The organism is Leucobacter muris (genome assembly GCF_004028235.1).
Taxonomy (GTDB): domain Bacteria; phylum Actinomycetota; class Actinomycetes; order Actinomycetales; family Microbacteriaceae; genus Leucobacter; species Leucobacter muris.
Genome location: NZ_CP035037.1, coordinates 1725769 through 1743995 on the forward strand (window position 1 = coordinate 1725769; position 18227 = coordinate 1743995).

An 18227-nucleotide genomic window follows, 5' to 3' on the forward strand; every position below is an offset into this window, starting at 1 on the left:
TATTCAGCCGTGGCGACGTAGGATGGATCAGTGACTTCGAAGAGCGCCGCACCCACCAGCACCACCCCGATCCGCTCGTCTGCCGCACACGCCCAGATCAGCGTCCAGGGGGCCCGCGTGCACAACCTGCAAGACATCGATCTGGCGATCCCGCGCGACTCGATGGTCGTCTTCACTGGGCTGTCGGGCAGCGGCAAGTCGAGCCTCGCATTCGACACGATCTTCGCCGAGGGGCAGCGACGCTACGTCGAGTCGCTCAGCGCCTACGCCCGCCAGTTCCTCGGGCAGGTCGACCGCCCCGACGTCGACTTCATCGAGGGGCTGAGCCCCGCCGTCTCGATCGACCAGAAGTCGACCAACCGCAACCCGCGAAGCACGGTCGGCACCATCACCGAGATCTACGACTACATGCGCCTGCTCTGGGCGCGCGTCGGAGTGCCGCACTGCGCGATCTGCGGGGAGCGCATCGCGTCGCAGACCGTGCAGCAGATCGCCGATCGCCTCATGGAGCTTCCCGAGCGCACCCGCTACCAGGTACTCGCCCCTGTCGTCAGCAAGAAGAAGGGCGAGTTCGTCGACCTCTTCCAGGATCTCGCGGCGGCCGGCTACTCGCGCGCGCTCGTCGACGGCGAGCTGGTGCAGCTCAGCGATCCGCCCAAGCTCAAGAAGCAGATCAAGCACGACATCTCGGTGGTCGTCGACCGCCTCGTGGCCGGCCCCGACGTGCTGGGCCGCCTCACGGACTCCCTCGAGACCGCGCTGCGACTCGCGGGAGGCATCGTGGCGGTCGACTTCGTGGATCTGGAGCAGGGGGACGAGGATCGCACCCGGCTCTTCTCCGAGCACCTGAGCTGCCCCAATCAGCACCCGGTGCAGCTCACCGAGATCGAGCCCCGCACCTTCTCGTTCAACGCACCCTTCGGCGCGTGCTCCGCGTGCTCGGGCCTCGGCACGAGCATGTCGGTCGACGAGGATCTGGTGCTCGGCGACCCCGAGCTCTCGATCGCCGAGGGCGTCATCGTGCCCTGGACCAGCCAGGGCAGGAGCCTCTACCAGTACTACGAGAAGCTGCTCGTCGGCCTCTCGAGAGATCTCGACTTCTCGCTCGACACCCCTTGGGGCGAACTGAGCGACGACGTGCGCACCGCGGTGCTCTACGGCAACAACTTCAAGGTCAACGTGCGCTGGAAGAACCGCTTCGGCCGCGAAGTCAAGTACTCGAGCGGCTTCGAGGGCGTGATCCCGTTCATCGAGCGCCAATACGCAGAGGCTGAGAGCGACACGAAGCGCGACCGCTGGCAGGAGTTCCTGCGCGAGGTGCCGTGCCACGCCTGCCACGGCCAGCGCCTCAAGCCCGAGGTGCTCGCGGTGACGGTGAACGGCGAGTCGATCTCGGGCGTCACCGAGTTCAGCCTCACCGAAGCCAAGCGGTTCTTCGACGAGGTCACGCTCACCGAGCGAGAGGCCCGCATCGCCGCCCAGGTGCTGCGCGAGATCCGGCTGCGCTTCGACTTCCTCATCGAGGTCGGCCTCGGCTACCTAACGCTGGCCCGCGCCGCGGGCACCCTCTCGGGCGGCGAAGCCCAGCGCATCCGCCTCGCCACGCAGATCGGCTCGGGCCTCACGGGCGTGCTCTACGTGCTCGACGAGCCGAGCATCGGCCTGCACCAGCGCGACAACCGCCGTCTCATCGAGACCCTGATCAAGCTGCGCGATCTCGGCAACACCCTGATCGTGGTCGAGCACGACGAGGAGACCATCGAAGCGGCCGACTGGATCGTCGACATCGGGCCCGGTGCCGGCGTCGAGGGCGGCACCGTGGTGCACTCGGGCGAGTACCGCGAGCTGCTCGAGAACCGTCGCTCGATCACCGGCGACTACCTCGCCGGGCGGCGCAGCATCGTCACCCCGAAGAAGCGCCGCAAGCGCGACCGCAACCGCGAGCTCAAGGTCGTGGGAGCCCGCTCCAACAACCTGCAGAACGTCGACGCCGTGTTCCCCCTCGGCGTCATGACCGCGGTGACGGGCGTGAGCGGCTCGGGCAAGTCGACGCTCGTCAACGACATCCTCTACCGGGTGCTCGCGAACCAGCTCAACGGCGCACGCCTCGTGCCCGGCAAGCACACCCGCATCACCGGCCTCGAGCACCTCGACAAGGTCGTGCACGTCGACCAGGCCCCCATCGGGCGCACGCCCCGATCCAACCCGGCCACCTACACCGGCGTGTTCGACAAGATCCGCACCCTCTTCGCCGAGACCCCCGAGGCGAAGACCCGCGGCTATCTGCCGGGCCGCTTCAGCTTCAACGTGAAGGGCGGCCGCTGCGAGGCCTGCTCGGGCGACGGCACCCTGAAGATCGAGATGAACTTCCTGCCCGACGTCTACGTCGCCTGCGAGGCCTGCGGGGGCAAGCGCTACAACCGCGAGACCCTGCAGGTGCGCTACAAGGGCAAGAACATCTCCGAGGTGCTCGAGATGCCCATCGCCGAGGCCGAGGAGTTCTTCAAGCCCATCTCGTCGATCCACCGCTACATGAAGACGCTCGTCGACGTCGGCCTCGGCTACGTGCGGCTCGGCCAGAGCGCCACCACGCTGAGCGGCGGCGAGGCGCAGCGCGTCAAGCTCGCCACCGAGCTGCAGAAGCGCTCGAACGGCCGCAGCATCTACGTGCTCGACGAACCCACCACCGGGCTGCACTTCGAAGACGTGCGCAAGCTGCTGCTCGTCCTCAACGGCCTCGTCGACAAGGGCAACACCGTCATCACGATCGAGCACAACCTCGACGTGATCCGCAGCGCCGACTGGATCATCGATCTCGGGCCCGAGGGCGGTTCCGGAGGCGGCACGATCCTCGCGACGGGCACTCCCGAGCAGGTCGCGAAGCACCCCGAGAGCCACACCGGCCGATTCCTCGCCGAGGTGCTCGAGGGCTGGGCCGCGAAGTCGGCGCGCGCCGTGCAGGCGGCTGAGGCGGCGAAGGCCTCGGCTTGATCCAGCCCGTCGACAACCGCGCCGCGTTCCGGCCGGCCCAGGGCGAGATCCCCACCAGCCCAGGCGTCTACCGGTTCAGCGACAAGCACGGGCGCGTGCTCTACATCGGCAAGGCGAAGAACCTCAGGGCGCGGCTGTCCAACTACTTCCAGCCGATGCACTCGCTGATGCCGCGCACCCGCACCATGCTGTCGCTCGCGGCGAAGGTCGACTGGACGGTGGTGGCCACCGACACCGAATCCCTCGTGCTCGAGCACACGTGGATCACGGAGTTCAAACCGCCCTTCAACGTGCAGTTCAAGGACGACAAGTCGTACCCGTACCTCGCCGTCACGCTGCGCGAAGAAGCCCCCCGCCTCATCATCACCCGCAACGAGAAGATCCGCGGCGCGCGGTACTTCGGGCCATACCCGAAGGTGTGGGCGCTGCGCGAGACCACGCAGCTGCTGCAGCGCGCGTTCCCCATCCGCACCTGCAACGACGCCGACTACAAGCGCGCCATGCAGAGCGGGCGCCCCTGCCTCGCGGGGCAGATCGGCCGCTGCCACGGCCCCTGCTCCCGGCTCATCACCATCGAGGCGCACCGCGAACGCGTGGGCGAGCTCGTCTCGTTCCTCGCGGGCGGCGACACCCGTCACCTGCGCGAGCTGCAGCGGGCGATGCGCGACGCGGCGGCCGAGCAGCGCTACGAGGACGCCGCGCGGCTGCGCGACCAGGCGCAGGCCGTCGAGCACGTCATGGAGAAGAACGCGGTGGTGCTCGGCACCGGCTCGAAGCTCGACGTGAACCTCGACGTGTTCGGACTGCGGGCCGACGAACTCGCGGCGGCCGCCCACCAGTTCATCATCCGAGGGGGCAGGATCCGCGGCGAACGCAGCTGGATCGTCGACGTCGAACTCGACGACTCTCCCGCGAAGCTGCTGGAGCAGGTGATCCAGTCGGCCTACGACGGCGAGCGGGAACCGCCGCCCGAGATCCTCGTGCCGCTGCTGCCAGAGAACACCCCCGAGCTCGAGGAGGCCCTGAGCGCGCAGCGGCCCCGCCGCGGCCGCGTGCGCGTGCGCATCCCCGAGCGGGGCGACAAGGCGCAGCTCATGGAGCGCGCCGTGCTGAACGCGGGGGAGCACCTGATCCGGCACAAGCTCAAACGGGCCGCCGACCTCACCGCGCGCACCGACGCGCTCGCCGAACTGCAGCAGGCGCTCGGCATGGATGAGCCGCCGCTGCGCATCGAGTGCATCGACGTGTCGCACCTGCAGGGCACCGGCGTGGTCGCCTCGCTCGTCGTCTTCGAAGACGGCCTGCCCGCGAAGGGTGCCTACCGCAAGTACCGCATCGAGCAGACGCGCGACGACACCGACTCCATCCACCAGGTCGTCGCCCGCCGCGCCGCGCAGCTGAACGCCGCCCGCGAGGCGGGCGAACAGCCGAGCGGCATCTACCGCGACCGCCCCCAACTCGTCATCGTCGACGGCGGCGAGCCCCAGGTGAAGGCCGCGGCGCGCGCGCTCGCCGAGGCCGGCATCACCGACGTCGCACTGTGCGGGATCGCGAAGCGCCTCGAGGAGATCTGGCTGCCCGGCGACCCGTTCCCCGTGATCCTGCCCCGCACGAGCGAGGCGCTGTTCCTCGTGCAGCGCGTGCGCGACGAGGCCCACCGCTTCGCGATCACCTTCCAGCGCCAGCGCCGCAGCACGTCGATCGCGAGCCGCCTCTCCGAGATCCCGGGCCTCGGCCCGAAGCGCGTGCAGGGTCTGCTCAAGCACTTCGGCTCCGTGGCGCGCCTGCGCGCCGCCTCCCACGACGAACTCGCCTCGGCTCCGGGCCTCGGTCCGAAGCTCGCCGAGCAGATCCTCGGCCACCTCGCCTCGTCGGCCCCGGCCGACGGAACCGCGCCCGACGAACCCGAAGCCTCCGCTGCGGCTAAACTTGAGGCATCGATCGATGAGGCACCAGAGGGCGCGTCGCAAGGCGCGCCAGACGAGGGGAACACGGCGTGAACGAGCAGGTATCCGGGCAGGAAATCCTCATCGTCACGGGCATGTCGGGCGCCGGCCGCAGCACGGTCGCCAACACGCTCGAAGACCTGGGCTGGTACGTCGTCGACAACCTGCCCCTCTCGATGCTCAAGACGCTCGCCGACATGGCCGACCGGTCCGGGGGAGCGCTGCCCCGCATCGTGGCCGTGGTCGACGTGCGCGGCCGAGACCTCTTCGCCGAGATCCAAGACGTGATCGACGAGCTGCGCGAGACCGCGACGGTGCGTGTCGTCTTCCTCGACGCCACCGACGAGATCCTCGTTCGCCGCTACGAGTCGGTGCGGCGCCCGCACCCGCTGCAGGGCGAGGCGGGCAGTCTGCTCGAGGGCATCCGCCTCGAGCGCGAGCGCCTGCAGGAGCTGCGGGCCTCGAGCGACGTGGTGATCGACACCTCGCGGTACAACGTGCACGACCTGTCGACCGCCACGCGCGATCTGTTCTCCGACGACAACACGCCCGGCCTGCAGCTCTCCGTGCTCAGCTTCGGCTTCAAGTACGGCGCGCCCACCGACGTCGACCTGATGGTCGACATGCGCTTCCTGCCCAACCCGTTCTGGATCCCCGAACTCCGGCCCCTCACGGGCGTCGACCCCGAGGTCAAGGACTACGTGCTGAGCCGCGACGGCGCCGAGGAGTTCCTCGACCACTACATCGCCGCTCTCACCCCCGTCCTCGCCGGTTTCCAGCGGGAGAACAAGCGGCACGCCTCACTCGCGGTAGGGTGTACCGGCGGCAAGCACCGCTCGGTCGCGACCGCCCGCGAGCTCGCCGACCGCCTCGCCGGCCTGCCGGGTGTGAGCGTCAGCCTGCGCCATCGCGACCTCGGCCGCGAATAGCCCGCGCGCCGCACCCGAAACCTCTCCACCCTCATTCTCCGAAAGGATCCGATTCGTGCTGTCTACTCCCGAGGTGAAGAGCGAACTCGTACGGTTCCCGGTGCAGCGCACCGGTGAGCGCGTCGCCGAGGTCGCCACGATTCTGCGTCTCGCGGGCGGACTCCACACGATCTCGGGTCGCATCGCCCTCGAGGCCGAGCTGCACACGCCGCAGATCGTGCAGCGCGTGCGCAAAGACCTCGCCGAGCTCTACGGGGTGCGCTCCGAGGCCAAGCAGCTGCCGCCGTCGAGCACGCGGCCCGGCGCCCCCCAGTTCCTCGTGCGCGTGCTCGACGGCGAGACGCTGGCGCGTCAGCTCGGCCTGCTCGATCAGCGCCGCCGCCAGATCCGCGGCCTCCCGAACCGTCTCACCACCGGCGCCCAGGCCGAGCTCGCCGCGATCTGGCGCGGCGCCTTCCTCGCCCGCGGCGGCATCACCGCTCCGGGCCGCTCCGCGTCGCTCGAGATCGTCTGCCCCACCAGCGAGGTCACGATGGCGCTCGTCGGCGCGGCGAGCCGCATCGGCATCGAGGCGAAGAGCCGCGAGATCCGGGGCCAGAACAAGGTGCTGATCCGCGACAGCCAGGCGATCGGCGAGATGCTCGGCGCGATGGGCGCGCAGCAGGCCCGCTCCAGCTGGGACGAGCTGCGCCGCGCCCGCGAGACCCGCGCGACCGCGAACCGGCTCGTCAACTTCGACGACGCCAACCTGCGGCGCTCGGCGCAGGCGTCGGTCGCCGCGTGCGCTCGCATCGAGCGCGCACTCGAGATCCTCGGCGACGACGTGCCCAAGCACCTGAATTACGCCGGCCAGCTGCGTCTCGCGCATCGCGAGGCGAGCCTCGACGACCTCGGCGCCCGCGCCGATCCGCCGCTCACCAAGGACGCGATCGCGGGCCGCATCCGGCGTCTGCTCGCGATGGCCGACAAGGAGGCGGAGGCCCGAGGCATCCCGGGCACCGAGGCGAGCCTGCCCGAAGAACTCGATTCGATGTAACGCGCGCGCGGCCGGGCGTCAACCCTGCCGCACCCGGCTGATTCTCCGCCACTTCCGGGCGCCAGAGCCCTAGACTTGAACCGTCAACTGTCGAACGCAGAGATTGGAGCACCTCATGGCTGCTTATTCACTCCCCGAGCTTCCCTACGATTACGCCGCGCTCGAGCCGCACATCAGCGGCAAGATCATGCAGTTGCACCACGACAAGCACCACCAGGCCTATGTGACCGGCGCGAACACGGCTCTAGAGCAGATCGCCGAGGCGAGCGACTCAGACAACCTCGCCGCCGTGAACAAGCTCGAGAAGGATCTCGCCTTCAACCTCGGCGGTCACGTCAACCACACCATCTTCTGGAACAACCTCTCGCCCGAGGGCGGGGAGCGCACCGAGGGCGAGCTCGCCGCGGCGATCGACGAGCACTTCGGCTCGTTCGAGAAGTTCCAGGCCCACTTCACCGCCACTGCGCTCGGTGTGCAGGGCTCCGGCTGGGCCGTGCTCGCGTGGGATGCGCTGGGTCAGCGCCCGAACATCGTGCAGCTCTTCGACCAGCAGGGCAACCTGCCCGCCGGCACCGTGCCGCTGCTCATGCTCGACGTCTGGGAGCACGCTTACTACCTCGACTACCTCAACGTGCGCGCCGACTACGTGAAGGCGTTCTGGCACATCGCGAACTGGCAGGACGTGGCGAAGCGCTTCGAGGCCGCCCGCTCGCAGACGCCCGGCCTGATCTGAGCCCGCCCCGGCATGCGCACCATCGAATCACTGGGAGACCTGCGCTCCCGCACCGTCATCGTCCGCTGCGATCTGAACGTTCCGCTGTCCGACGGCGTCATCACCGATGACGGCCGCATCCGCGCCTCGCTCACCACGATCCGCGAGCTTCGCGATGCGGGGGCGAAGATCGTGATCATCAGCCACCTGGGCCGCCCGAAGGGCGAGCCCGAGGCCCGCTACTCGCTGAAGCCGGTGGCGGTGCGCATGTCGGAGCTGCTCGGAGCGCCCGTCGAGTTCGTCGACCAGACCGTCGGCGCCTCGGCGTCGGCGGCCGTCGGCGCGCTCGTCGACGGCGACGTCGTGCTGCTCGAGAACCTGCGTTTCAACGCGGGGGAGACCAGCAAGGACGACGCCGAACGGCGCGCCTTCGCCGAGCAGCTCGCCGAGCTCGGCGACGCGTTCGTCTCGGACGGCTTCGGCGTCGTGCACCGCCGCCAGGCCAGCGTGTACGACCTCGCGCAGCTGCTGCCGAGCGCCGCCGGCCGACTCGTCGCGGCCGAACTCGAGGTGCTGCAGCGCCTCACCGTCGACCCCGCGCGCCCGTACACGGTGGTGCTCGGCGGTTCGAAGGTCTCCGACAAGCTCGGGGTCATCTCGCACCTCATCGAGCGCGTCGACACGCTGCTCATCGGAGGCGGCATGCTCTTCACCTTCCTCGCAGCCCAGGGCCACGCCGTCGCGGCGAGCCTGCTCGAGCAGGATCAGCTCGACACCGTGCGGGGCTACCTCGCCGATGCCGAGAAGCGCGGCGTGCGCATCGTGCTGCCGACCGACGTGGTCGTCGCAGAGACCTTCTCGGCCGACGCCGCCCACGAGATCGTCCCCGCCGACGCGATCGAGTCGTCGAGCTTCGGCGACGCGGGCATCGGACTCGACATCGGCCCCGACTCGGCGACCGCGTTCGCCGACGTGATCGCCTCATCTGCGACGGTCTTCTGGAACGGCCCCATGGGCGTCTTCGAGATGGAGGCCTTCGCCGCCGGCACGCGCGCCGTCGCGAAGGCCCTCACCGAGACCGAGGGCTTCACCGTCGTCGGCGGCGGCGACTCCGCTGCCGCCGTGCGCGCGCTCGGGTTCTCCGACGATCAATTCGGCCACATCTCGACGGGCGGCGGGGCGAGCCTCGAGTTCCTCGAGGGCAAGCAGCTCCCAGGACTGGAGGTCCTCGCATGACCCAGAAAGCGCAGCGCACCCCGCTGATCGCCGGCAACTGGAAGATGAATCTCGACCATCTGCAGGCCATCGCCCTCGTGCAGAAGCTCTCGTGGGGCCTCAAGGACGTCAAGCACGACTACAGCGAGACCGAGGTGGCGGTCTTCCCGCCGTTCACCGACCTGCGATCGGTGCAGACGCTGCTGGCCGCCGACAAGCTGTCGCTCGTGCTCGGCGCGCAAGACGTGTCGCCGCACGAATCGGGCGCCTACACGGGCGACGTCTCCGCCCAGATGCTCGCGAAGCTCGACGTGCACTACCTGCTCGTCGGCCACTCCGAGCGCCGTCAGGGCCACGGCGAGAGCGACGAACTCGTGGGGCAGAAGGCCCTCGCAGCGCACCGAGCCGGAATGGTGCCGATGATCTGCGTCGGCGAGACCGCGGAAGACCTCGAGCAGCACGGCGCCGCGGCGATCCCGCTCGCCCAGCTCGCGGCCGCGCTCGCGCCGCTGCCGCAGGACGCCGAGTTCGTGATCGCCTACGAGCCCGTCTGGGCCATCGGCAGCGGCCAGGCGGCCACCCCCGAGCAGGCTCAGGAGGTCGCCAAGGCGATCCGGGAGTCGCTGCGCGAACTGCGCGGAGACGAACGCGCCGATGCCACCCGCGTGCTCTACGGCGGCTCGGTATCGAGCCAGAACGTGGCCGGCTTCCTGCGTCAGCCGGATGTCGACGGCGCCCTCGTCGGCGGAGCCAGCCTGAAGTCGGACGAGTTCACCCGCATCATCCAGTTCAAGAAGCACGTCACCGGTGCGTGAGCCGGGGCGCCGCAATCGGCGCCCAGCTCGCGAGCGGTATACTAGACCTCGGCCTACCGCGCCCTCGACCCCTGAAAGGTGAACTGCGTGCTCATCCTCAAGATCGCCCTGATCGTCGTCCTCGTGATCACGAGCCTGCTGCTCACCCTGTTCATCCTGCTGCACAAGGGTCGTGGCGGCGGCCTCTCCGACATGTTCGGCGGCGGCGTGACCTCGAGCCTCGGCTCGTCGGGCGTCGCCGAGCGCAACCTCAACCGCATCACCGTCGTCGTGTCGCTGGTGTGGGTCGCGTCGATCGTGGGTCTCGGGCTCATCGCCCGCTTCTCGGTGGTCTGACCCCGGATCACCGGCGGGCCCCGTGCCTCGCCCAGAGGCGACCCCGCCCACGACTTCGCAGTTCTGTAGCAGAAAGGTATTCAGTGCCAGGCAGTAACGCCATTCGCGGCGCCCGCGTCGGATCCGGACCCATGGGGGAGAAGGACCACGGAGCGCGCGCCGAACGTATTCAGATCTCGTACTGGGACGCGCTCGGCAACGAGACGATCCGCTACTTCGCGGCCGACGTCGCACCCGAGGAGATCCCCGAGCAGATCGATTCGCCGACCACCGGCCTTCCCGCCGGTCGAGACCGCGAGAACCCCCCGCTGCTCCCCAAGAACGAGCCGTACAAGACGCACCTCGCGTACGTGAAGGAGCGGCGCACGCCCGAAGAGGCCGAGGAGCTGCTCGAGGCCGCGCTGCAGAAGCTCCGCGCCCGGCGCGGCACCGCCGCGAAGTCGGCGTAGCGCCCCAGCCCAGCAGAGAGAAGCCCCGGTCCGATGAGACCGGGGCTTCTTCGTGTTTCAGCGCGTCAACGCTTTCGTCGCGTTAGCGCGTTCGTCGGATCAGCGCGTTCGTCGCGCTCGGATCAGATCTCGGCGAGCAGCGGGTCGAGCGCGGATCGATCGCCGTAGGGCAGCGTCAGCGCGACCACCGGCCGACCTCGCTCGGCGAGCACCTCGCGATCGCCTCGCGCCTGGGCGGCGATGAGCACGCCGAAGCTCTGGGAATCGGGGATCGGTACGTCGGGCGCACCAACGTCGCCGATCTGCAGGAACGCGCCGAGCGCGCGGCCGCCCTTGTGCAGCTGGCCGACCGAGTGCAGGTAGCTCGGCCCGAAACCGAGGGCGACGGGCACGCCGAGCGTCGTCGCCAGCCGATCCCGCAGTTCGCCGAGCGGCTCGGCGAGCGCGCCGTTCGGGTCGACGTACGCCTGGATCGCGAGGTACCCGTCGCTCGGAACCGCCTCCCGCAGGCGACGCAGGACCTCGCCCGCCGACAGCGCCTGCGCAGTCGGCGACGACGAACCGTCGGCCTCGGCGAGCGCGGCGCGAGCCGCCACCTTCGCGGCCTCCACGTCGGGCTGGTCGAACGGGTCGATCCCCATGAGCCGACCGAGCGCCGAGGTGGCGACCTCCCACAGCAGCATCTGGGCGCCCAGGGGAGCGGAGACGAGCACACCCGCCTCGGGGGCCGGTTCGATCGCGCCGCGAGCGTCGCCGTCGGCGACGCTCACCACCACAGCCTGGGCCGGCGTCTCGCGCAACTCGGGGGCCGACTCGTGCAGCGCGATCGGCAGCACGCCGTGCCCGTCCTTGCCCGTGGATTCGGCGATGAGCTGCTCGATCCAGCTGCCGAGACCCCATCGAGCGCTGCGCGTCTCGCGCACCGCGAGCACGAACCGCCGGGGAAGCCCGCCCGCGAGCGCGGCCGCCAGACGCAGCGCCGGATTGTCGGCGGTGTCGCGCGCGAGCAGCCCGCGCACCTCCGCGGCCTCCGCCACGAGACGGCGGATATCAACGCCTGCCAGCCCCGAGGGCACCAGCCCGAAAGCTGTGAGAGCCGAGAATCGACCGCCCACGTTCGGGTCGGCGTTGAACACCCGACGCCCCGCCGCACGCGACTCCTCGTCGAGCGGGGACCCCGGATCCGTGACGATCACCACGCGGCTCGCGGGATCGATGCCGGCCGCCCGGAACGCCTGCTCGAAGGTCGCGAGATGGCTGCGGGTCTCGATCGTGCTGCCCGACTTCGAACTCACCACCACTGCGGTGCGGGCCAGATCCCCGGAGAGGACGCGAGCCACGGCCGCGGGATGGGTGGAGTCGATCATGGTGAGCTCGACGCCCGCCCAGCGGGCGAGCACCGCCGGCGCGAGGCTCGATCCACCCATGCCGCACAGCACGAAGCGATCGACGCCGGCGCTCGCGAACTCGGCCCGCAGCGACTCGATCCGGGGGATCAACTCGGCCGCCGCCGGCTCGAAGTCGGTCCACCCCAGCCGGATCGCGGCCTCGGCCTCCGCCTCCGCACCCCACAGGGTCGCGTCGTGTGCGAAGATGCGGCTCGCCACACGACCCCGCACGAGCTCCTCGACGAGTTCAGCGGTGCGCCCGCCGTTCACGCGCTCGATGTCATCGCCGAAGGCGATCCCGATCCCAGCCATGATTGCTCTCCCCTCGGTGGCCTGCTCCGTGCTCGTCCCGCTCAGTCGGCCAGCGCACGCTCCACGGTGCCGCAGAGCTCCGCCCACGAGGCGTCGAACTTCTGCAGCCCCTCGAGCTCGAGCTTCTCGGTGACCTCGCCGTAATCGATGCCCAACGCGTCGATCGCGTTGAGCAGCTGATTCGATTCCAGGTACTCGGAGGTGACGGTCTCGCCCCGCACCTCGCCGTGATCCGCGAACGCGTTCAGCGTCGCCTCGGGCATCGTGTTGACCGTCTGCGGCGCGACGAGCTCCTCGACGTACAGGGTGTCGCGCAGCGACGGATCCTTCACCCCCGTGGAGGCCCAGAGCGGGCGCTGCGCATTGGCGCCGAGATCGAGCAGCAGGCGGGCCCGCTCGGTATCGAACGCCTGCTCGAAGACCTCGTAGGCGAGGCGGGCGTTCGCGACGCCGGCCTGACCCTTGAGCGCGAGCGCCTCGGCGGTGCCGACCGCGGTCAGCCGCGCATCGATCTCGCTGTCGACGCGCGACACAAAGAACGACGCGACCGAGTGAATGCCCGACAGATCGTGCCCGGCCGCGCGAGCCCGCTCGAGGCCGGTGAGATACGCGTTGATCACCTGACGGTAGCGCTCGAGGCTGAAGATGAGCGTCACATTGACGCTGATGCCCGCAGCGATCGTCTCGGTGATGGCTTCGAGGCCCTCGACCGTGGCCGGGATCTTGATCATCGCGTTGGGGCGGTCCACCTTCGCCCACAGCTCGCGCGCCTGCGCCACCGTGCCCGCGGTGTCACGGGCGAGACCCGGCTCCACCTCGATCGACACGCGGCCGTCGCGGCCGCCGGACTCGGCGTACACCTCGGCGAAGACGTCGCACGCATCGGCGACATCGGCCGTCGTCAACTCGACGATGGTCGAGGCCACGTCGAGGCCGGGCCCGGCGCACGCCGAGATCCGCTCGCCGTAGCCGACGCCGCTGCCGATCGCACCGGCGAAGATCGTCGGGTTCGTGGTCACTCCGACCACGTCGTGGCTCGCGATCAGCGCGCGCAGCTCACCGCTGTCGAGACGCGACCGCGACAGGTCGTCGAGCCAGATGCTGACACCCGCGCGGCTGAGAGCCCGAGTCGACTCGCTCATCGTGCCACCTCCGCCAGGCTCCGCTCGCCGGCGCCCAGGCTGCGCGCCACGTGCGCGATGCTCTCGCGTGCCGCATCGACCACGGCCTCGGTCGTGATCCCGAACTCCCTGAACAGCGTCTCGTAGTCGGCCGAGGCTCCGAAGTGCTCGATCGACACCGAACGGCCCCGATCGCCCACGTAGCGCTCCCAGCCGAGCGCCAGGCCCGCCTCGACGCTCACGCGCGCCGGAACGGTCGCCGGCAGCACGCTCTCGCGGTACTCCTCGCTCTGCTCGGCGAACCACTCCAGGCACGGCGCGCTCACCACGCGTGCGCCGACGCCGTCGGCCGCGAGCCGCTCGCGCGCCTCGACCGCCAGCTGCACCTCGGAGCCGGTCGCGATGAGCAGCACGTCGACGGACCCGGTGGGGGAGTCGGCCAGCACGTAGGCGCCGCGACGCACACCCTCGGCGGCCTGCTCGGCCGTCGCGAACTCGCCGCCCCGGGGCAGCACGGGCACGTTCTGACGCGTGAGCGCGATACCGGTCGGCCCCGCGTGACGGCTCAGCACCTCGTGCCACACCACCGCGGTCTCGTTGGCGTCGGCGGGGCGCGCCATCGCGAGGTTCGGGATCGCGCGCAGCGAGGCCAGGTGCTCGATCGGCTGGTGGGTCGGGCCGTCCTCGCCGAGGGCGATGGAATCGTGCGTCCACACGAAGATGCTCGGCACGTTCATCAGCGCCGCCAGGCGCACCGCAGGGCGCATGTAGTCGGCGAACTGCAGGAAGGTGCCGCCGTAGCTGCGCGTCGGACCGTGCAGCTGGATGCCGTTGAGGATCGCGGCCATCGCGTGCTCGCGGATGCCGAAGTGCAGCACACGACCGTAGGGGTCGCCCTGCCACGCCGACGTCGAGCGGCGGCTCGGCACGAACGAGGGCGCGCCCGGGATCGTGGTGTTGTTCGAGCCCGCGAGGTCGGCGGATCCGCCCCACAGCTCGGGCATGATCGGCCCCAGAGCGGCGAGCACCTTGCCGCTCGCGGACCGCGTCGCCACGCTCTCGCCCGGCTCGAAGACAGGCAGCGCCTCGGCCGCGCCCTCGGGCAGCTCGCCGGCCTCGAGACGGTCGAGCAGCGCCTTGCGTTCGGGGTTGGCGGCGGCCCACTCGTCGAAGGAGCGCTGCCACTCGGCGTGCCGCTCGGCACCGCGCTCAACCGCCTTGCGCGTGTGCTCGATCACCTCGGAGGCGACCGCGAAGTGCTGCTCGGGGTCGAAGCCCAGCGCCCGCTTGAGGGCCGCGAGCTCGTCGCCGCCCAGCTTCGAGCCGTGGATGCCGCCGGTGTTCTGCTTGCCGGGGGAGGGCCAGCCGATGATCGTCTTCAGGATGATGAGGCTCGGCTTCGAGGTCTCGGCCTGCGCCGCCTCGATCGCACGATTCAGCTCGACCAGATCCTCGACGTACTCGCCCGTCTTCTTCCAGTCGACCTCGATCACCTGCCAGCCGTAGGCCTCGTAGCGCTTCGCGACGTCTTCGGAGAACGAGATGTCGGTGTCGTCCTCGATCGAGATCTGATTGGAGTCGTAGATCGCGATGAGGTTGCCGAGCTCCTGGTGGCCGGCGAGCGACGAGGCCTCGGCCGTCACGCCCTCCTGCAGGTCGCCGTCACCCGCGACCACGTAGACGAAGTGGTCGAACGGGCTGCTGCCGGGAGCAGCCTCCGGGTCGAAGAGGCCGCGCTCGTAGCGGGCCGCGTAGGCGAAGCCGACGGCCGACGCGAGCCCCTGCCCGAGCGGGCCCGTCGTGATCTCGACACCGTCGGTGTGGCCGTACTCGGGGTGCCCGGGCGTCTTCGAACCCCACGTGCGCAGCGCCTTCAGATCGTCGAGCTCGAGACCGTACCCGCCGAGGTACAGCTGCACGTACTGGGTGAGCGACGAGTGGCCCACCGACAGGATGAAGCGGTCGCGGCCGATCCAGCCCGCGTCGGCAGGATCGTGGCGCATCACCCGCTGATGCAGCAGATAGGCGAGAGGCGCGAGGCTGATCGCGGTGCCCGGGTGGCCGTTGCCCACCTTCTCCACCGCGTCAGCCGCCAGCACCCGCGCGGTGTTCACCGCGAGATCATCGAGCTCGTCCCACTGCAGTTCGTTTCCCAAGAGACACCTTTCGACGGGAAGAATCCGAGCGCGTTCGCGCACACACCGACAATCTTACGGCAGCCGGGGTAGCATAGAGGGTGATGTCCACCGAGATCTCAGCCCAGTCGCAGGCCGCATCGCACACCGAGCAGGCTCGGCCCCGCCGCCCCTTCGGACGCGTCGTCAAGAACTACGTCGCGCTCACCAAACCGCGCGTCATGGAACTGCTGCTCGTGGTGACCGTTCCGGCCATGATCCTCGCCGAACGCGGCCTGCCCGACCTGTGGCTGGTGCTCGCCACGCTCATCGGCGGCGCGATGAGCGCAGGATCGGCCGGCGCCTTCAACTGCTACATCGACCGCGAGGCCGACCGCCTCATGAAGCGCACCAAGAACCGGCCGCTCGTCACGGACGAGATCTCGGATCGCAACGCGCTCGTGTTCGCCTGGGTGCTCGGCGTGATCTCGATCGTGTGGCTCTACGCCACCACCAACTGGCTGGCCGCCGTGCTCGGCGCGGCCGCCATCTTTACCTACGTGGTCGTCTACACGATGTGGCTCAAGGGCCGCAGCGAGCAGAACATCATCTGGGGCGGGATCGCGGGCTGCTTCCCCGTGCTCATCGGCTGGGCCGCGGTGACCGGCTCCCTCGGCTGGCCCGCCTGGGTGTTCTTCATCATCATCTTCCTCTGGACTCCGGCCCACTACTGGCCGCTGTCGATGCGCTACCGCGAGGACTACGCGGCGGCGGGCGTCCCCATGCTCGGTGTCGTGCGCGGCCGCGCGACCGTCGGCCTGCAGGTCATCCTCTATACCTGGGCCACTGTCGCGTCGAGCCTGCTGCTCATCCCCGCGCCCGGCATCGGCTGGCTGTACACCGCCGTCGCACTGCTCTCGGGTGGCTACTTCATCCTGCAGGCGCACCGTCTCTACGGCAGCGCGATCCGCGGGCAGGAGGGCAAGCCCATGCAGGTGTTCCACGGCTCCATCACCTACCTCTCCGTGCTGTCGCTCGCGATCGCGATCGATCCGCTGCTGCCGTTCTGAGTCGTGGGCGCCTGAGGTTCGGGCTCCCTGATGCGGCGTTCCCTGACTCGCAGGCTCCGACTTGCGAGGTCGATTCGAGGGTTCGATTCGTGCACGGCTGATCCTGCCGGCCCCTGACTCAGCATCCTTAGGCATGCAGGCTCCGCGGCCTGTGGGTTGCGCGCCTTCGACTCGCGAATCCTCGCTTTGAAAGTTCGCAGCTTGCGAGACCGCGCCTTGCGAGATCTTGGCTCGCGAACCCTCGCCTTGGACGATCACGGCTTGGAAGATCGTGGCTTGCCGCACTCCGGTCTGCCGATCCCGCGTCGGCCGTCTCCGCGCGGAGGGGTGCACACCCGAGCCGCTACGCTGACTCCATGAGTCAGCAGGCATCCGAACTCCGCTCGAGCACCGCAGTCGTCACTCTCGGCAGGCCCGATCCGACGCCGGACGGCCCGCTCAACCCGCCGATCTCGCTCAGCTCGACCTTCCGAAGCGCGGGCGCACCTCAGCAGGGTGAGCGCGTCTACGCCCGCTACGCCAACCCGACGTGGGAGCCGCTCGAGGAGGCGATCGCGAGCCTCGAGGGTGGCGACCTGCCCGGCCTCGCCTTCGCGTCGGGCATGGCGGCGGTCTCTGCGGCGCTGTCGCTCGTACCCGTCGGCGGGGTGGCGGTCGTACCGAGCGCCTCGTACAACGGCACGATCGGGCTCGCGCGGGATCTCGCCGAGGCGGGGTCGCTCGTGCTGCGCGAGGTCGACCCGCTCGACCTCGCGGCGACGATCGTGGCGCTCGAGGGAGCCGACCTGCTGTGGCTCGAGTCCCCGACGAACCCGAGGCTCGACGTCGTCGACCTGCCGCGGCTCGTCTCGGAGGCGCGGCGCCGCGCTGTCACCGCGGTCGTCGACAACACCTTCTCCACGCCGCTCAGGCAGCGCCCGCTCTCGGTGGGCGCCGACGTGGTGGTGCACTCGGCGACGAAGTTCATCGCCGGACACTCCGACGTGCTGCTCGGCCTCGTCGTCGCCCGCAACGGCGAACTGCGGGCACGGCTCGCGAAGCACCGCACGCTGCACGGCGGCATCGCGGGGCCTTTCGAGGCCTGGCTGGCGCTGCGGGGCCTGCGCACCATGGCGCTGCGCCTCGACCGCGCGGAGGCCACGGCGGGCGAGCTCGCGCGCCGGCTGCTCGAGCACCCGGCCGTCGAGCGCGTGCGATACCCGGGACTGCCGAGCGATCCGAACCACGAGCGGGCCCGCGTCCAGCTCGACGGCTTCGGCGCCATCGTCTCGATCGAGCCGAGCGGGGGAGCAGACGCCGCCGACCGCCTCGTCGAGGCCCTCGGCCTCTTCACGCCTGCCACGAGCCTCGGCGGGGTCGAGTCCCTCGTGGAGCGCCGGCGGCGGCACGCCGCCGAGCCCCTCGAGGTGCCCGAGGCGCTCGTGCGCCTCAGCATCGGCATCGAGCACGTCGAGGATCTCTGGGCCGATCTCGACCGCGCCCTCACAGCTGCCGCGGGGTAGCGGGGGCCGCCCTCATCTCTCTCGTGGATTCTGGCTTCTCGTCGATTCTGGCTGCTCGGCGCTTCTGGCTTCTCGGCGCTTCTGGCTTCTCGGCACTTCTGGTTGCTCGATGCTTCTGTCCTCTCGTGGTTCCTGGCTTCTCGTCGTTTCCGCCTGCTCGTCCTTCCTCCCTTTCGCTCCGCATCTCTCACCCGTTCCTCACACTCCTCCCTTCTTTCTAGCCCGCGCGTTCCCGGTTCTCCGAGTCTTTCGGCTTCTCCCTCCGATCCGCTTCCCGGCGAGCGGCCACCA

Annotated in this window: 14 protein-coding genes; 11 read left to right on the forward strand and 3 right to left on the reverse strand. The window is 69.9% G+C overall.

Annotation, left to right across the window (positions count from 1 at the left end):
* Nucleotides 1–69 precede the first annotated feature (69 nt).
* From uvrA to Leucomu_RS08170, 9 genes are all read left to right on the forward strand, one after another.
* Nucleotides 70–2991 carry an excinuclease ABC subunit UvrA gene (gene uvrA, locus Leucomu_RS08130; RefSeq protein ID WP_041205715.1) on the forward strand — a complete coding sequence of 974 codons (2922 nt, stop codon included), beginning with the start codon at nucleotides 70–72 and terminating at the stop codon, nucleotides 2989–2991.
* Nucleotides 2988–4991, forward strand: a complete 2004-nt coding sequence (gene uvrC, locus Leucomu_RS08135; protein WP_128386892.1) for an excinuclease ABC subunit UvrC — start codon at nucleotides 2988–2990, stop codon at nucleotides 4989–4991. The genes uvrA and uvrC overlap by 4 nt, the downstream gene beginning before the upstream one ends.
* Complete coding sequence (gene rapZ, locus Leucomu_RS08140) at nucleotides 4988–5866, forward strand: RNase adapter RapZ (RefSeq protein ID WP_017884694.1); 879 nt, start codon at nucleotides 4988–4990, stop codon at nucleotides 5864–5866. The genes uvrC and rapZ overlap by 4 nt, the downstream gene beginning before the upstream one ends.
* Nucleotides 5867–5921: 55 nt before the next feature.
* Nucleotides 5922–6902, forward strand: a complete 981-nt coding sequence (gene whiA, locus Leucomu_RS08145; RefSeq protein WP_128386893.1) for a DNA-binding protein WhiA — start codon at nucleotides 5922–5924, stop codon at nucleotides 6900–6902.
* A gap of 115 nt (nucleotides 6903–7017) precedes the next feature.
* Nucleotides 7018–7635, forward strand: coding sequence for a superoxide dismutase (locus tag Leucomu_RS08150; RefSeq protein WP_128386894.1), 618 nt, complete (start codon nucleotides 7018–7020; stop codon nucleotides 7633–7635).
* A gap of 12 nt (nucleotides 7636–7647) precedes the next feature.
* Nucleotides 7648–8850: a phosphoglycerate kinase gene (locus Leucomu_RS08155; protein ID WP_128386895.1), complete on the forward strand. Its 1203-nt coding sequence runs from the start codon at nucleotides 7648–7650 to the stop codon at nucleotides 8848–8850.
* Nucleotides 8847–9644, forward strand: a complete 798-nt coding sequence (tpiA, locus tag Leucomu_RS08160) for a triose-phosphate isomerase (RefSeq protein WP_017884690.1) — start codon at nucleotides 8847–8849, stop codon at nucleotides 9642–9644. The genes Leucomu_RS08155 and tpiA overlap by 4 nt, the downstream gene beginning before the upstream one ends.
* An 87-nt stretch (nucleotides 9645–9731) precedes the next feature.
* Complete coding sequence (gene secG / locus Leucomu_RS08165) at nucleotides 9732–9980, forward strand: preprotein translocase subunit SecG (protein WP_128386896.1); 249 nt, start codon at nucleotides 9732–9734, stop codon at nucleotides 9978–9980.
* Between the two features lie 131 nt (nucleotides 9981–10111).
* The gene (locus tag Leucomu_RS08170; protein WP_017884688.1) at nucleotides 10112–10429 is read left to right on the forward strand and encodes an RNA polymerase-binding protein RbpA; all 318 of its coding nucleotides are present in this window, start codon (nucleotides 10112–10114) and stop codon (nucleotides 10427–10429) included.
* Nucleotides 10430–10551: 122 nt separating this feature from the next.
* On the opposite strand, the gene Leucomu_RS08175 is transcribed toward Leucomu_RS08170, so the two are convergent.
* Genes Leucomu_RS08175 through tkt form a run of 3 tightly spaced genes read right to left on the reverse strand, consistent with a single transcriptional unit; the run spans nucleotide 10552 to nucleotide 15406 of the window.
* Nucleotides 10552–12129 carry a glucose-6-phosphate isomerase gene (locus Leucomu_RS08175; protein ID WP_128386897.1) on the reverse strand — a complete coding sequence of 526 codons (1578 nt, stop codon included), beginning with the start codon at nucleotides 12127–12129 and terminating at the stop codon, nucleotides 10552–10554.
* A gap of 41 nt (nucleotides 12130–12170) precedes the next feature.
* Nucleotides 12171–13271: a transaldolase gene (gene tal, locus Leucomu_RS08180; protein ID WP_128386898.1), complete on the reverse strand. Its 1101-nt coding sequence runs from the start codon at nucleotides 13269–13271 to the stop codon at nucleotides 12171–12173.
* Nucleotides 13268–15406 carry a transketolase gene (tkt, locus tag Leucomu_RS08185; RefSeq protein ID WP_128386899.1) on the reverse strand — a complete coding sequence of 713 codons (2139 nt, stop codon included), beginning with the start codon at nucleotides 15404–15406 and terminating at the stop codon, nucleotides 13268–13270. The genes tal and tkt overlap by 4 nt, the downstream gene beginning before the upstream one ends.
* A gap of 83 nt (nucleotides 15407–15489) precedes the next feature.
* Between tkt and Leucomu_RS08190 the strand changes: the two genes are divergently transcribed.
* Entirely contained in the window at nucleotides 15490–16434 is a 945-nt protein-coding gene (locus Leucomu_RS08190; RefSeq protein WP_128386900.1) for a heme o synthase, read from the forward strand.
* A 356-nt stretch (nucleotides 16435–16790) separates the two neighbouring features.
* Nucleotides 16791–17936 (forward strand): trans-sulfuration enzyme family protein, encoded by a 1146-nt coding sequence (locus tag Leucomu_RS08195; RefSeq protein WP_128386901.1) that lies wholly within the window; start codon nucleotides 16791–16793, stop codon nucleotides 17934–17936.
* Nucleotides 17937–18227: the final 291 nt, after the last annotated feature.